Below are 15,441 nucleotides of genomic sequence, written 5' to 3'. Positions count from 1 at the left end.
AAAGACCCTATTGAACGGCGGGCGCCGGACCCGCAGATTATTTCACCGCGCGGATCAACTTGCGTTCAAGCACCTGCAATATACCCGCCAGATCATGTCCACGTTTCAAAACCTGCCCGTCCGCCCCAATCAAGGCATAAAGCCCCTGACGCCCGCGCAGTTTTGGCCGTTTTTCAATCCGGTAAAGCGGGTGCTCTGCCGTGCGCCGGAACACCGAAAACACCGCCACCTCGCGTAAACAGGAAATGCCGTAATCGCGCCATTCCCCCGCCGCGACCATGCGCCCGTAGAGCGACAGGATGGGGCCGAGTTCGGTGCGATGGAAAGCCACTTGCGGCGCGGGTTTTGCCTGTCCTGCGCGCGGGAATGGGATGGGGGGTTCAAAGCTCATAATGCAAGAGTTGCGCCGAATGGAGCGCCAATCAAGAGGTTTCGTGCATTTGTTTGCATGACCATCCGGCGCACAACGCATTTTGCCGTGCCGGGTGGCAATATGCACAGGTCTGAATGGGTTGCTTTTTCCCACTGGCACACTTGCGGAATTTACTTCTGCTGTTATCCATGTGCCACAATTTTCAGCGCCTTTTTACAGGCTTACGCGCGACTACCGCGCCCTAATACGAGGATTTCGACCCGATGAGAGATGTATTTCTATGTGAAGGATTGCGCACACCAATCGGCCGCTATGGCGGTTCGCTGTCCGGTATACGCCCGGATGATATGCTGGCCCATGTGATGCGCGAAGTCACCGCACCGCTGAGCGGGTTGCAGATTGACGAGGTCATTATGGGATGCGCCAACCAGGCAGGCGAAGACAACCGCAACGTCGCGCGCATGTCGGCCTTGCTGGCCGGGCTTGGCGAAGAGGTGCCGGGCGTGACGATGAACCGGCTTTGCGGTTCGGGCCTTGATGCCGTCGGCACCGCCGCGCGCGCCGTGCGCTCCGGCGAGGTCGAGGTCGTGATGGCCGGCGGCGTCGAAAGCATGAGCCGCGCGCCTTTGGTGATGCCCAAAGCCGACAGCGCCTTCTCCCGCCGCGCCGAAATTTACGACACCACCATCGGTTGGCGTTTCATCAACAAAGCGATGCATAAGGCATACGGCACGGATTCCATGCCCGAAACCGCCGAGAACGTCGCCGAAATGTTCGATATCTCGCGCGAAGCGCAAGACGCCTTTGCATTGGCCTCACAAGAACGCGCAGCGGCGGCCATTGCCTCGGGCCGTCTGTCCCGCGAAATCGCACCGGTGTCTTTGCCGCAACGCAAAGGCGACCCGATCATTTTCGACACCGACGAGCACCCGCGTGCCACAACGATGGAAAAGCTCGCCGCACTCAATACACCCTTCCGCGAGGGCGGCAGCGTCACCGCTGGCAATGCATCGGGCGTCAATGACGGCGCTTGCGCGATTATCATCGCCTCGGCGGCTGCCGTCGAGAAATACGGCCTGACTCCCAAGGCGAAAATCGGCGCCATGACCACGGCGGGCCTGCCGCCACGTATTATGGGATTTGGCCCGGCGCCCGCGACGAAAAAACTGCTGGAATTGACCGGCACCACCATCGGCGACATCGACACGATCGAACTGAACGAAGCATTCGCCGCTCAGGGGCTTGCGGTGACGCGCGATCTTGGATTGGCCGATGACGCGGATCATGTGAACCCGCATGGCGGCGCGATTGCCTTGGGTCACCCTCTTGGCATGTCCGGCGCGCGCTTGGCGCTTACGGCGGCGATCACCCTTCAGGAGAATTCGATGAAACGCGCCATCTGCACCATGTGCATCGGCGTTGGGCAAGGTATTTCGCTCATGCTCGAGGCGGTTTAACCGCCCCCGCGCGTAGAAAACAAGAGGGCGACGCGATCGATATCGCGCCGCCCTTTTTTATTGTCCTGCAGCATCCGCATCAATAGCGTGACCCTCAGTCAAACGCAAAACGCGCCGCCACAAGGACCGCGCGTTTCGATGTCTTTTATTGGGGTACGAGTTAGGCTTTGGCCAAGCCGGGACGCGCGCGCATCACGGCTTGGGTGATCAATCCCGCGAGAACCGCTTTGATCGCATCTCCGATCAGGAACGGCACGGCCCAAACCGAAGCCGCAGCAAGGCTGACATCCGCATAAGCTGCCATGCCGACAATCCCGAATGCGTGTAGCACCACAATCCCGCCAATAAAGGCCGCCAGCGCAGGCAAGATGGCCCCGCCTTTTTCGCGCCATTTCTGTGCGAGCAAACCCGCAACAAAAGCCGCAGCGACAAAACCGGCAAGGTAGCCAGCCGTGATGCCCATAAACGGCGCCAATCCGCCCTTGCCACCTGCGAGGATCGGCAGCCCGACAGCCGCCAAGCCAAGATACAGCAACACTGCCAAGGCCCCACGTTTCGGGCCCAGCAACGTGCCCGCCAACATGATACCAAGGCTTTGCGCCGTGATCGGCACGCCCGAGGCCAGCATGAATTTCGGCAGCATGGCGAGCGCCGCGATCAGCGCTGCAAACAGCGCGATAAGAGTGATATTACGTTCCATAACGATTGGTTCCTGTCCAGTGTTGGCGCGGGGTTTCCCGCATCCTTTTCTAATTACAAGGCTGTTTAAGCCATCTTCGCCAAAATGCCTAGCACGAATACCGTAGTTTCCGCGAACCGGAGGATCACCAAGCCCGATACGACGCTCACTCGGCCTCGGTCACGCCGCCGCGCGCCCGGATCGCATCGGCGACCTGCTCCGCGTCATCAATCGCAATCAAAGCAAAGGGAAAAAACAGTCGCCAACCCGCCCGCTTAGGCGAGCGCGCCCGCCATGCCTGTGCCAGATACCCGCCTTTTTCGCCCAACACCGGAATAAAGCGGATGACCAGCGCAATGGCCAAGGCCACCCGTCCGCGCAGCGCCGCGCTTATACCGATTCGCTTCATTGCGCGTTCCAGAACCTCCAAGAGGGCCGCCAGTTGCGTTGTCATCGTCACCAAATTGGCCAAGGATACTGCGACCGTCAGTTTGGCCACCGCGATAAACCCTGGCAAAGGCTCGCCGCGATACAAATGCCAGCCGAAAATCAACCCGCAAATCCACAGCATCGGGCGCAGATTGCGCAGCCCCTCGCGGGCGAAACGCATCCCGCCCAACAAATACAGCCCCGCAACGAAAACCAGAACCAGCGCCGCCCAAATCGCGCTATCGACAAAGAAAAAACCGAGCGTAAACAAACACATCGCCGCCAGCTTCGGCCCCGCGCGCCAGCTGTGATAGGGCGTGCGTGTCTCAGAGGTCAGTGAAATCATTGCCGCCTCCGCGCTTCTCCATCTCGCCACGATAGGCGGTTAAAACCTCCTTGGCTGGTCCTTGCGCCCGCAAATAAGCGGGCTCATGGGCTCCGGCCGGTCGATCAATCCAAAGCACCTCGTCATAGCTTTCGAGCGCCTCCAGATCGTGCGAAATATGCAAAATCATCGCATCACTGCGTTCCAATAGCCGCGCCAACCGCAAGCGCGCGCCAAGGTCAAGGCCTGCGAAGGGCTCGTCCAACACGATCACCTTGGGCCGCATCAACAGAACCGACATCAGGCAGACCAAATGCCTCTGCCCGCCCGAGAGCGTATGCACCGCGCGCGGCCCCCAATCCCCGTGCCCGACGGTTTCGAGCATCACAGAAATCTTGGCCAAGGCCTCGGATTTCGCCACCCGCTGCGCCCGCAGGCCAAAGAGCAACTCCTCTTCGACGGTGGGGAAAATGATTTGGTGATCGGGGTTCTGGAACAGGATTCCCACCGCGCCGAGCGCGCCTTTCCGGTCCTTGGCGACATCGACGCCGCATACCGTTACCTTGCCAGTGTCCGGCGCGGTCAGGCCTGCGATCAAACGCGCCATCTGGCTTTTGCCCGCGCCATTGCGCCCGACGATCCCGATACGGCGCGCCCGCATGTCGATATCCAGCCCGTCAAACAAGGCAGTTCCGCCCCGTTCCAAAACGATGCCATTCAGGCATACAGCATCGCCGGAGCGCGCGTCACTCTTCGATTGATCTGTCATGCCCGCCAGATACCGTGATTTACCGGCCCATGCCAATCGCTTCTTTGCACCCGGCCCAAAACTCCATGCGTCTAAATACAGCGCCCCCCATCCACCTCCATGCATACGCCGGTGACCATGCTGGCCTCGTCCGAGCAAAGGAACGCCGCCGCATTGCCCATGTCTTCAGGGGTTGAGAACCGCCCCAAGGGGATCGTCGACAAGAATTTGGCGCGGGTTTCTGGCGTATCCTCGCCCATAAAACTGGCCAGTAACGGCGTCTCGCCCGCGACGGGACAAAGCGCGTTCACACGCATGCCTTGCGGCGCCAATTCGACAGCCATGGTTTTCGTCGCGGTGATCACCCACCCTTTGGAGGCGTTATACCAATTCAGGTTGGGACGCGGGCTCAACCCCGCCGTCGACGCCACGTTGAGGATCACCCCGCCAATCGGCTTCATAACCGGCACGAAGGCCTGCGCCATGAGGTAAATGGATTTGCAATTGACCGCAAAGACACGGTCAAAATCTTCCTCTGAGACCTCTTCCAAAGGGGTCGGCATATGGGTGACGCCCGCATTATTGACCAATATGTCGACGCGGCCCATGACCTCTATCGCGTGATCGCGCAAACGTTCGACATCGCCCTTGTCAGCAACCGAACCGCCAAACGCATGGGCTTTCGCGCCCAAATCAGAAGCCAGAGATTGCGCCCCTGCGGCGTTCACATCCGCGATCACCACCTCGGCACCCTCGGCGATAAAATTGCGTGCAATCCCCGCGCCGAACCCACTTGCCGCGCCGGTCACAATGGCCGTTTTCCCGTTCAACCTCATGTTCTTTTCCCTCTCATGATCCAGCGGTTATCTCGCCGATTTACACTAACACACGCTTCTCTCTCACATCCTCAACCTCACATCCTCAACGCAGCTCTGGGGTCCATAAAACTTCATCCAATCCGGCCAGCCGTGCAAAGCGCGCCAACTCCGCATCAAGCCGCGCCTTACGCCCCGCGCCCCATTTCGTGCCCTCTTCAGGCCAAAATCCTGTGATGGTCATTTGCCCCGCCGCGCGGTCGCCTTTGACCTCGATCCGGCCAACGAAACGATCCCCTTCGAGCAACGGGTAAACGTAGTAACCCCAGATGCGTTTGGCTGCAGGCACGAACATTTCATTGCGATATGTAAACCCGAACAACCGCTCGGTGCGCGCACGGTCGCGGATCGCGGGGTCGAACGGGTTAAGCAGCCGGATTTGCCCTGCCAAAGCCGGCAATGCGCCCAAACGCGCCTCGATATCCGGCGCGGCCATCGCGTCGCGCCATTGCCCGTCCGCGCCTTCGACCCGCACGGGAATATGATCCGCATCCGCCGCCCAACTGCGTGTTTCCACCGCCGAAGCCACCCCCCAAAACCGTTGCACCTCGCCGGTGGTGGCCATGCCGAGCCGGTTCAAGGCATCCGCGTGCAACGCGCCAAGCGCTTCTGCCTCAGGCGGCGTTTCCACGGGGGTGAAAACACGCTCGCCCAGATCGTAAAACTTGATGAAATTCTCACGGTGACAGGTGGCCAAATCCCCCGCATACCACATTTGATCAAGCGCCTTTTTATGGGGTGGCCGCGCCCACATTTCCCGGCTTTTTGATTTGGTGTCAAAGGCATGGGTGGACAATGCGCCCTCATCTTTGATCCGCGCGCGAATATCTGCGACCTGCTTTTGGCCAAGCCCGGATTTGAACCACTCATAGGCGGCCACCTTGGCCCCGAGCCGCGCGAATTGCACCTGCCAAAGCGGCAGGGTTTCGACAGGGATCAAGCTGGCGTCATGGGTGAAATGTTCAAAGATCTTGCGTTGCTTCAATAGCGGCCAAAGATCACCCTCGCGGTAGCTGCGATTGCGCGACCACAAGATATGATTATGCGCACGGGTGACATTGCGGATCGTATCGATTTGCAAAAACCCAAGCCGCCGGATCGTCGTCAACGCATCGATATGCGCCACCGGCGCCGCGGCGAGATCATGCGCCGCCAGCCACAGGTGCCGCGCCTGCGCATTGGGAATGTCGATCCGCGCGCTCATGACCTACCCATGATAGGCCGCGACAGTTTTCAGCGCGGTAAACCCATACATCGCCTCGAACCCTTTCTCGCGCCCATGACCGGATTTCCCCGCGCCGCCAAAGGGCAATTCCACGCCCCCGCCCGCGCCATAATTGTTGATAAACACCTGCCCCGCGCGGATCGCTTTGGCCGCCCGCATTTGCCGCGCGCCATCACGGGTCCAAAGACTGGCCACCAGACCGTAATCAGTGCCATTGGCGATGCTCAACGCCTCGGCCTCATCCTCAAAAGGAATGATCACCTGCACAGGGCCGAAAATCTCGTCTCGCGCCAGAACATGCGCCGGATCCACACCGCAAAACAACGTCGGACAGATGTAGTTGCCGCCCTCGGGTGCATCTTGCAAGCTGCCCCTTGCCGCAACTTCAAGATCCGCGCCCCGCGCCAAAAACCCTTCAACCGTTGCCTTTTGCCGCGCCGAAATCAACGGCCCGACATCCAGATCGGCCAAGGCCGGACCAACACGCAATTTTCCATAGGCATCAGCCATCCGCGCCGTGACCTCGTCATAAACGCCGCGTTGCACCAAGATGCGCGAGGAGGCCGAGCAAGTTTGTCCCGCGTTCTGGATGCCGGCATTGACCAAAAACGGCAATGCGGCGTCCAAATCCGCGTCCTCGAACATCAATTGCGGGCTTTTACCGCCCAATTCCAAGGTCACCGGCACGATGTGATCCGCCGCCGCGCGTTGCACCATTTGGCCAACGCCGACCGATCCGGTGAAGCTGATGTGATTGACACGAGCGTGGGCGGTCAGGGCGGCCCCCGCCTCTGCCCCCAATCCAGGCACAACATTGAGCGCCCCCGCCGGAAGCCCCGCCTGCAAGGCGATATCCGCGAAGGCCAAGGCCGTGAGGCAGGCATCTTCGGCCGGTTTTAACACGCATGAATTGCCCGTCGCCAAAGCCGCACCAACCGACCGCCCGATGATTTGCATCGGGTAGTTCCACGGCACGATATGCCCCGTTACGCCATGTGCTTCGCGCAGGGTGTAAACCGTGTAGCCCTCTAGATAAGGGATCGTCGCACCGTGCAATTTATCCGCCGCGCCACCGTAGAATTCGAGATAGCGGGCCAAGGCGACCGCATCTGCGCGGGCTTGTTTAAGTGGCTTGCCCACATCCATCGCCTCGATCCGCGCCAGATCTTCGGCACGGGACAACACCATGGCCGAGAGTTTCAGCAACAACCGACCGCGTTCGGCCGCCGGCATCCGGCCCCATGCACCGGCCTGAGAGGCCTCGGCGGCGGCAACCGCCGCATCAATGTCGGCAGACCCACCGCGTGCGATCGCGCCGATTTGTGCCCCCGTCGACGGATTATAAAGCGGCAATATCTGCCCTCCGGCCGGCGCACACCAAACCCCGCCGATCAAACATTTTGCCGGATCGAACCACAGGTTCAGATCGCCCTCTAGATCGCTCATAACTCTCTCCCTTTAACCCTGCCGGGCCGGTCTTACTCTGCCGCTGCCTGCGGCAAACGCGGTGTCGCCGCCATCAAGCGGCGGGTGTAATCTTGACGTGGTGCATCGAAAATTTGCGCGGTTTCCCCCTCTTCGACGATGCGCCCATCCTGCATGACCAAGACGCGATCGCACACGTTGCGCACCACGCCCAGATCATGGCTGATGAAAAGATATGTCAGCCCGAAACGCGCGGAAAGATCGGCCAAAAGGTCAAGAACCTGCGCACGCACCGAGACGTCCAATGCGCTGACCGCCTCGTCAAGAATAATCAACTCGGGCCGTATAATCAGAGCGCGGGCAATGGCGATGCGTTGCCTTTGCCCACCGGAAAATTCATGGATGTATTTCCCGGCATCGGCGGCCTGCATGCCCACGGCTTCCAAGGCCTCGGAAATGGCGGTATCGCGGGCCGCACCCGTGGGAGGATCATCAAGCAAATGATAGGGTTCCGCGACCAACCGTGCGACACGGTGGCGGGGATTGAAGCTGCCATAGGGATCTTGGAAGACCACCTGCATACGGCGGCGTATGTCACGGGCAGCATGGCCGTTTTGCATGATCGGCGCGCCATCCAACAAGATCTCGCCGCCCTGCACCGGCTCAAGCCCGAGGATCGCACGGGTCAAGGTGGATTTGCCGCACCCGCTTTCCCCGACAAGGCCAAGGTTTTCACCGCGCCGGATGGTAAAGCTCACATGATCTACAGCGCGGAAATATCCCGATTTGCCCCATAACCCGCCGCTGCGCGTGGGATAATCGCGCACCACATTGTGCAACTCCAACAATGGCGCATCCGAGGGCGCGCCGGAATAGGCGGGACTGTGATCGGAGGCCTCTAGCAACGCAATCGAGTAAGGGTGCTTCAGCGCGCCAAAAATCGCGGGGCATGGGCCATCTTCGACGACGTCGCCGCGCTGCATGATGACGATATGATCGGCCATATCCGCCACCACAGCAAGATCATGAGAGATCAGCAATAGCCCCATACCGTCCTCGCGCACGAGCCGTTTGAGCAGCTTGAGAATTTCGGCCTGTGTGGTGACATCAAGCGCGGTTGTCGGCTCGTCCGCGATCAGAAGTTTGGGGCGCAAAGCAATCGCCATGGCGATGACGACCCGTTGGCGTTGCCCTCCGGACAGCTCATGCGGATAGCGCCCGAGCGCGAATTTTTCTTCGGGCAATTCAGCCCGGGCAAGCGCATCACGGGCGCGATTAATCGCTTCGGAGCGGCTGACCTTTTCGTGGATCAAAATGGTTTCGGCCACTTGATCCCCGATGGTTTTCAAGGGGTTGAGCGCGGTCATCGGCTCTTGAAACACCATGCCGACCGTCGCGCCGCGCAGCGCGCAAAGATCGCGTTCGGGCAGGTCCAGCATGGCGTGGCCATTCAACATGATGCGCCCTACGGTTCGCGCGCCGCGTGGCAACAATTGCATCACGGCAAAGGCGGTCATGGACTTGCCAGAGCCGCTTTCGCCAATCACGCCGACAATCTGCCCGGCGCCCACGGTGAGCGACACATTGCGCAGGATCGGCGCCCCATGGATCGTCAACGACAGGTTCTCGATGGACAATAAGTCGCTCATTCGCGCCCCCGCCGCAAACGCGGATCGAACGAATCGCGCAACCCGTCCCCCAAAAGGTTCAACCCCAGCACCGTGAACAAAATCGCAAGCCCCGGAAAGATGGCCAGATGCGGGGCAAAAGAGATCATCGTCTGACTGTCCGCCAGCATCCTGCCCCAGCTCGGGATCGGCGGCTGCGCCCCCAGACCAACATAGCTCAGACCGGCTTCGGCAAGAATACCAAGAGAGAATTGAATGGTGCCCTGCACGATCAGGAGATTGGTCACGTTTGGCAAGATATGCTCGATGGAAATCCGCGCCGGCCCTTTGCCCGCCACACGCGCGGCGAGCACATAATCGCGGGTCCAAAGCGACAGCGCGCCGGAGCGGGTCAGCCGCGCGAAAACCGGAATATTAAAGATCCCGATGGCGATGATCGCATTGAGCGCCGACGCGCCAAAAATCGCCGTGATGATGATCGCGATCAAAAGCGACGGAAAGGCAAAAACCACATCGTTGCCGCGCATGATCAATTCATCCACAAGCGATCCTTTGCGCGCTGCCGCCCAAAGTCCCAGCGGCACGCCCAGCCCCATACCGATCCCCACCGCGACCAATGCCACGGCAATCGAGGTGCGCGCGCCAACCATGATCATCGATAAAATATCGCGGCCGAAATGATCCGTGCCCAAAAGATGCGCAGGTTCAGGGGTATGCAGTTTGTCGGCGATATGCAGCTGCGTGATGTCATAGGGCACCCAAATCAGCGAGATCAGCGCCATGCCCGCGAAGAACACCGTCAAAAACAGACCAATCACCAAAGAGCGATTGCCCATAGCGCGGCGCATGCCGCTGCCCGTCGTGGTATCGAGGCGGGCGGTCATCGTCCCTGCCCGCCTTTGCGCAAACGTGGGTCGACCGCCGCATAGGCCATATCGACCGCGAAATTCACCATGATCACCGCAAAGACCAAAAGCATCACCACGCTTTCGACGACGATCAAATCTCGGGCGGAGATGGCTTTGAACACCAACCGCCCGAGGCCCGGCAGGTAGAAAACATTCTCGATGATGATTGCCCCTGCCAGCAGGAAAGAGAATTGCAATCCGATGATCGTTAAAACCGGGATCAACGCGTTGCGCAGCGCGTGCCGCCAAAGCGCCTGTGCACGGGTGAGGCCCTTGGCGCGGGCGGTGCGGATGAAATCTTCGCCCAGCGTATCCAATAGCGAGGATCGCATCACACGGGCCAAAATCGATGCTTGTGGCAAGGCCAAAGCAATCGCCGGCAATGTGAGAGATTTCAGCGCCGCGAACAGGCCCTCGTCCCATCCGGCAAAGCCCCCCGCCGGCATCCAGCGCAGGTTGATCGCAAAGACCAGAACCATCAGCATCGCAAACCAGAAATTCGGGATCGCCACGCCGAGCTGCGTCATACCCATGACGCCATAATCGGCAAGGCGGCCGCGACGCGACGCCGCCCAGATGCCCGCCGGAAAAGCGATCACTGTCGAGAGCACCAATGCATAAACCGCCAAGGGCAAAGAGACCCAAAGGCGTTCACCAATCATCTCGGCGACGGGGGTGCGATAGGTATAAGAGGTGCCAAAATCGCCCTGCACCATACCACCGACCCATGCGAAATAACGAGATAAGGTCGAGCCTTCGAGGCCAAGCTCGGCGCGCAGCGCGGCAAGCGTGTCTTCTTGGGCATTCATGCCAAGCATATAGGCCGCCGGATCTCCCGGAACGACCTCAATGCAAAGGAAAATCACTGCACTGGCCACCAGCAGAGACAGACACAGGGACACCAAACGTTTGAGCATGTAGCGCAGCATTGATGTCCTTCAAAATGCAGGGTGGAGGCATGCCCCATGGCAACAGCACGGTGGGGCGAGGAAAGTCGGGAGGCCGCAGGTCAGGCCGACACCGACGGGTATGATCGAAGGACGAGGGCGAAACATACGCCCCCGTCTTTTTTTTGCGCAGCTGCGGGCTTACTTGGCCCAGCTGACGCCGGTAAGATCCACGGCCTGTGTCGGCGCGTCCTGCCAAAGGCCGCGAACTTTCGCATTCGCGATCGTAGGATAGGCCAATTCAAACAGATATCCGTTGACGTAATCCTCAGATATCATTTTCTGTGCGGACTTCAGCAAATCCGAACGCTGCTCCGGATCGCTTTCCGACGCCAACTGTGCCATGACGGTTTGGAATTCGGGGCTGTCATATTGGAAATAGTAATCGGGATTGGCATAGATGTTGATGTCCATCGGTTCCGTATGCGACACGATGGACAGGCCGAAATCCTTGCCCTTGAACACTTGTTCCAACCACTGCGCCCATTCCAAATTGCTGATCTCGGCCTCGATACCGACGGCGCGAAGCTGCGCCGCGATGATCTCTCCGCCACGGCGCGCATAAGAGGGCGGCGGCAATTTCAGCGTGGTCTTGAACCCCTCCGGGAACCCTGCCTCGGCCAAGAGTTTTTTCGACAATTCCGGGTCATATTGGCTCATCGCGGTCAAATCGACATAGTCGGGATGATGCGGGGCGAAATGCGTGCCGATCGGGATGCCATATCCGAACATCGCGCCATCAATGATGGCTTGGCGGTCGATGGCATGGGCCACGGCTTCGCGCACTTTGACGTTATCGAACGGTGGCATTTTATTATTGATCGACAAGATCGTTTCGCCTTCGGTCGAGCCGACGAGCACTTGGAACCGCGGGTCCGCTTCAAATTGCGGCAGGTTCTCTGGCGCCGGGAAACCGGCAAAGGCATCGATATCTTCGGCCATCACCGCCGCGAAGGCCGCAGTGGGGTCCGAGATGAACTTGAACGTGGCTTTTTCAAGCGCCGGTTTGGTGCCCCAATAGGCGTCATTGCGGATGACATCGATTTTGTCGCCCTGCACCCAATTGGCGAATTTAAACGCGCCGGTGCCGATGGGGTTGGTTTTGATGTCCCCGACGCTTTCGGGCGCAACGATCACCGCATCGCCCCACGCCATGTTGAACAAGAAGGATCCGTTTGGCTCGGCCAACGTCACCTTGACGGTCAGGGGATCGACAACCTCGACATCATGGATGCCCGCAAAAAGCGCCTTTTGCGCATTGCTGCTGTCCTCGGCGCGGGCACGATCAAGCGAGAATTTCACATCCTCGGCGTCCATTGTGGTGCCATCATGAAAGCTCACATCGCTGCGCAGCGTAAAGGTATAGGTCAAGCCGTCCCCGGAAATCGCCCATGCCGATGCGAGGCCAGGGATCACCGCACCATCCGCCGCAAACCGCGTCAGACCTTCGAAGATATTGGAATAGACGACGCTGTCGATGGCTCCGGCTGCGGCACTCGTTGGGTCCAGATGCGGCGGCTCAAGCTGCATCGCAATGGTCAGGTCGCTGCGTTCGGCATGGGCCGCCACAGCGCCGAACGCCAGAACCGTCGCGCCCAAAAGGCCAGCTTTGATGGATTTATAAAACATGTCGTTCATTCCCCGTTTGCGGCGGCGCCATCCCCCTGAACCAGCAAGGAAATCAGGCTGCGGCCCATCACTTGTGCAGATTGGATCATATCATCCACACCGACATATTCATCCGGTTTATGCGCAAGGTCCAGAATGCCAGGCCCATAAGCGATACAATTTTTCAAACGACCAATACGGTCGATGTGTTTTTGGTCGTAAGTCCCTGGAGAAACTACATATTCCGCCTCAAGCCCCATTGTGTCTTCGATGGCTTTGGCGACTGTGCGCACGATGGGGGCTGATTTTTCGGTCATTGTCGGCAGGACACGGTGCATTTCGCGCATGTCATAGGAGAAATTCGCGCGGCCTTCTCTGACGGTTTCCAAAATGGCGCGAATCTCTGCTTGGACCTCGTCGATGTCCTCTTCGATAAGAAACCGCCGGTCGATCACCATGCGGCAGCTATCGGGCACGCAGGGGCTAGGTAATCCGGTGAAATCCGCCGCGCCTTCGCTTTGGCCGCCGTGAATCGAATTGATGTTGAGCGTCGATTGTTTGGCACCCTCCGGCACCACCGGCATATCCGTGCGTTTGCGCGCCAGCGCAGGGAAAAGCGTGTCTTCCATTTCGCGCACCACGGCGCCCATATGGCGCACCGCGCAATCGCCAAGGAAGGGCATGGAGCCATGGGCAATCTCGCCGTGGGTCTCAATTTCCGCCCACCACACCCCGCGATGACCAAGGCAAATGCGGTCTTTGTTAAGCGGTTCGGGGATGATGACATGTTGCACACGCTTGGGATCGAAATAGCCTTGCTCGGCGAGATAGGCGACACCGCCAAAACCGCCCGATTCCTCGTCGCCTGTGCCGGAAATTTCAAGCGCGCCGGCGAAATCGTGACAGACCTCTAGAAACGCCTCGGCGGCGATGATGCTGGCCGCCAATCCCCCCTTCATGTCGCACGCGCCGCGCCCATAGATTCTTCCATCGATCAACGCGCCGCCGAACGGATCGGTGGTCCATCCCTTACCGACATCGACCACGTCGATATGGCTGTTGAAATGCACGCATTCGCCGGGGCGCGTGCCTTCGCGGCGGGCGACGATGTTCCAGCGCGGGAACTTTTCACTGTCGCCGGGGGTATCTTTGGCGCGGATCAGCCGCGTATCAAAACCGGATTTCAACAACCGCCGATCAAGAAAATCACAAATCTCGCGGTAGTTTTCACCGGGGGGATTGAGCGTCGGAATGCGGATCAAATCGCCCGTCAGTTCGATCAAGTCATCCCGCCGCGCCAAAACTGCCGCCTCCAAACGCCGTCCAAGATCGCTGTCGTCTTGCATTATGACTCCCTGCGTCTGCCGCATCCGTTCGGACAAAGGTCGTTTTTCTCTGGTCAAGCTTGCGCGGGTTGCGATACGGTCTCAATACCGTAATAACACGGGCAACAAATTGCCCCTAAGAGAATGGAAGCACCCGATGCAGGAACCGCGCGAGATGATGGACCAAAGCCTCGCTTTGCTGGCCTTTGATGCCGCCCCCGTGGGGATCGTTTTAAGCGAAGATCGGGTGATCCGTGCGTGCAATGCACGGTTTGCAGATTTGTTCGGATATGAACGTCGGGACATTATCGGACAGAGTTTTCGAATGTTTTACCCATCGGGCAGCGATTTTGACCGTGTGCGCGACATTGGTTTGGAGCCGTTGAAACAGGCCGCGACCTATAGCGATGAGCGGATCATGCGCCATGAGAACGGCAAACCGATCTGGTTCCGGTTTCGCGCGCATACGCTGACCCCCGAAACGCCGCTGGCACGGGTGGTGATGAGTTTTGCGCCTCTGGCACATGCCGAAGCGGCGCAAAGCCTGACCCCGCGCGAACGTGACGTGATATCGGGATTGTCGCGTGGGTTGACCAGCAAGGAAATCGCCCGCGAATTAAACCTGTCGCCGCGCAGCATCGAAGACGTGCGGGCACGGTTGCTCCGCAAATTCGAGGTGCGTAATGCTTCGGCGCTTTTGGCGCGCTTGTCGCATCTGGGATAACCACAACAGGCGCGCAGTGTCCCGCGCGCCTGTGCCGAAAACCGAAATCGTATAAAAGCGGCTTACTGCGCCGCCGTCGCTGCCGCGCGAATGGCGCGGATATTCTCGCCATAGGGTGCGGGATCTTGCACCGATCCGCCTTTAAACACGGCCGATCCGGCGACCAAAACATCGGCCCCAGCCGCCGTCATAAGCGGCGCGGTTTCCGGCGTCATGCCACCGTCGATCTCGATATGGATCGGACGGTCCCCGATCATTGCGCGCAGTTTCTTGACCTTGTCGATCTGGCTATGGATGAATTTTTGCCCGCCAAAACCGGGGTTCACCGTCATCACGCAAATCAAATCGACCATATCCAAAAGATATTCGGCCTCTTCGGCGCGGGTCGCGGGGTTGAGCGCAAGGCCCGCCTTGACGCCCAGCGCGCGGGTGGCTTGCATCGTGCGGTGCACATGCGGCCCGGCCTCCAGATGCGAGGTAATCACATCGGCGCCCGCCTCGGCATAGGCCTCAAGATATTGATCGACTGGCGAAATCATCAAATGCACGTCCATGACGGTTTTGATATGCGGGCGGATCGCTTTGACCAGCGGCGGGCCAAAGGTCAGGTTCGGCACGAAATGCCCGTCCATCACATCGACATGCACCCAATCACAGCCCTCGGCCTCGATGGCTTGGATTTCCTGACCGAAGTTGGCGAAATCGGCGGATAGGATCGAAGGGGCGATTTTGATAGAACGGTCAAAGCTCATGGCAGGCCTCTGG

Annotated in this window: 15 protein-coding genes; 2 read left to right on the top strand and 13 right to left on the bottom strand. The window is 59.4% G+C overall.

Going from position 1 to position 15,441, the window contains the following annotated elements; translation table 11 throughout:
* Window positions 1–37 precede the first annotated feature (37 nt).
* On the bottom strand, window positions 38–391 hold the full coding sequence (locus tag DI396_RS12305; RefSeq protein WP_110796610.1) for a DUF2794 domain-containing protein: 354 nt from the start codon (window positions 389–391) through the stop codon (window positions 38–40).
* Between the two features lie 245 nt (window positions 392–636).
* On the opposite strand from DI396_RS12305, the gene pcaF reads away from it, so the two are divergent.
* Entirely contained in the window at window positions 637–1,830 is a 1,194-nt protein-coding gene (pcaF, locus tag DI396_RS12300) for a 3-oxoadipyl-CoA thiolase (protein WP_110796520.1), read from the top strand.
* A gap of 160 nt (window positions 1,831–1,990) precedes the next feature.
* Here the strand turns inward: pcaF and DI396_RS12295 are convergent, their stop codons facing one another.
* The 11 genes from DI396_RS12295 to DI396_RS12245 form a co-directional block, all read right to left on the bottom strand.
* Entirely contained in the window at window positions 1,991–2,530 is a 540-nt protein-coding gene (locus DI396_RS12295) for a biotin transporter BioY (RefSeq protein WP_110796519.1), read from the bottom strand.
* A gap of 145 nt (window positions 2,531–2,675) precedes the next feature.
* The gene (locus DI396_RS12290) at window positions 2,676–3,284 is read right to left on the bottom strand and encodes an energy-coupling factor transporter transmembrane component T family protein (RefSeq protein ID WP_110796518.1); all 609 of its coding nucleotides are present in this window, start codon (window positions 3,282–3,284) and stop codon (window positions 2,676–2,678) included.
* Window positions 3,265–4,032 (bottom strand): energy-coupling factor ABC transporter ATP-binding protein, encoded by a 768-nt coding sequence (locus DI396_RS12285; RefSeq protein WP_235851860.1) that lies wholly within the window; start codon window positions 4,030–4,032, stop codon window positions 3,265–3,267. The genes DI396_RS12290 and DI396_RS12285 overlap by 20 nt, the downstream gene beginning before the upstream one ends.
* Before the next feature lie 71 nt (window positions 4,033–4,103).
* The gene (locus DI396_RS12280; protein WP_110796517.1) at window positions 4,104–4,847 is read right to left on the bottom strand and encodes an SDR family oxidoreductase; all 744 of its coding nucleotides are present in this window, start codon (window positions 4,845–4,847) and stop codon (window positions 4,104–4,106) included.
* Window positions 4,848–4,932: 85 nt separating this feature from the next.
* Window positions 4,933–6,090 carry a winged helix-turn-helix domain-containing protein gene (locus DI396_RS12275; RefSeq protein WP_110796516.1) on the bottom strand — a complete coding sequence of 386 codons (1,158 nt, stop codon included), beginning with the start codon at window positions 6,088–6,090 and terminating at the stop codon, window positions 4,933–4,935.
* 3 nt (window positions 6,091–6,093) lie between these two features.
* Entirely contained in the window at window positions 6,094–7,557 is a 1,464-nt protein-coding gene (locus DI396_RS12270) for an aldehyde dehydrogenase family protein (RefSeq protein WP_110796515.1), read from the bottom strand.
* 32 nt (window positions 7,558–7,589) lie between these two features.
* The gene (locus DI396_RS12265; RefSeq protein ID WP_110796514.1) at window positions 7,590–9,185 is read right to left on the bottom strand and encodes an ABC transporter ATP-binding protein; all 1,596 of its coding nucleotides are present in this window, start codon (window positions 9,183–9,185) and stop codon (window positions 7,590–7,592) included.
* Window positions 9,182–10,000: an ABC transporter permease gene (locus tag DI396_RS12260; RefSeq protein ID WP_110796608.1), complete on the bottom strand. Its 819-nt coding sequence runs from the start codon at window positions 9,998–10,000 to the stop codon at window positions 9,182–9,184. Before DI396_RS12260 ends, DI396_RS12265 begins: the two co-directional genes overlap by 4 nt.
* Window positions 10,001–10,044: 44 nt before the next feature.
* Complete coding sequence (locus DI396_RS12255) at window positions 10,045–11,001, bottom strand: ABC transporter permease (protein WP_110796513.1); 957 nt, start codon at window positions 10,999–11,001, stop codon at window positions 10,045–10,047.
* Between the two features lie 159 nt (window positions 11,002–11,160).
* Complete coding sequence (locus DI396_RS12250) at window positions 11,161–12,648, bottom strand: ABC transporter substrate-binding protein (RefSeq protein ID WP_110796607.1); 1,488 nt, start codon at window positions 12,646–12,648, stop codon at window positions 11,161–11,163.
* 5 nt (window positions 12,649–12,653) lie between these two features.
* Complete coding sequence (locus DI396_RS12245; RefSeq protein WP_110796512.1) at window positions 12,654–13,973, bottom strand: acetylornithine deacetylase/succinyl-diaminopimelate desuccinylase family protein; 1,320 nt, start codon at window positions 13,971–13,973, stop codon at window positions 12,654–12,656.
* 136 nt (window positions 13,974–14,109) lie between these two features.
* On the opposite strand from DI396_RS12245, the gene DI396_RS12240 reads away from it, so the two are divergent.
* Entirely contained in the window at window positions 14,110–14,676 is a 567-nt protein-coding gene (locus DI396_RS12240) for a PAS and helix-turn-helix domain-containing protein (RefSeq protein WP_235851858.1), read from the top strand.
* A 62-nt stretch (window positions 14,677–14,738) separates the two neighbouring features.
* Here the strand turns inward: DI396_RS12240 and rpe are convergent, their stop codons facing one another.
* The gene (gene rpe / locus DI396_RS12235) at window positions 14,739–15,428 is read right to left on the bottom strand and encodes a ribulose-phosphate 3-epimerase (RefSeq protein ID WP_110796511.1); all 690 of its coding nucleotides are present in this window, start codon (window positions 15,426–15,428) and stop codon (window positions 14,739–14,741) included.
* Window positions 15,429–15,441: the final 13 nt, after the last annotated feature.

This window comes from Litorivita pollutaquae, assembly GCF_003205515.1.
Classification (GTDB): Bacteria; Pseudomonadota; Alphaproteobacteria; order Rhodobacterales; family Rhodobacteraceae; genus Litorivita; species Litorivita pollutaquae.
Note: the sequence above shows the minus strand (reverse complement) of the source record. Positions and strands in the feature narration are given on the sequence as shown.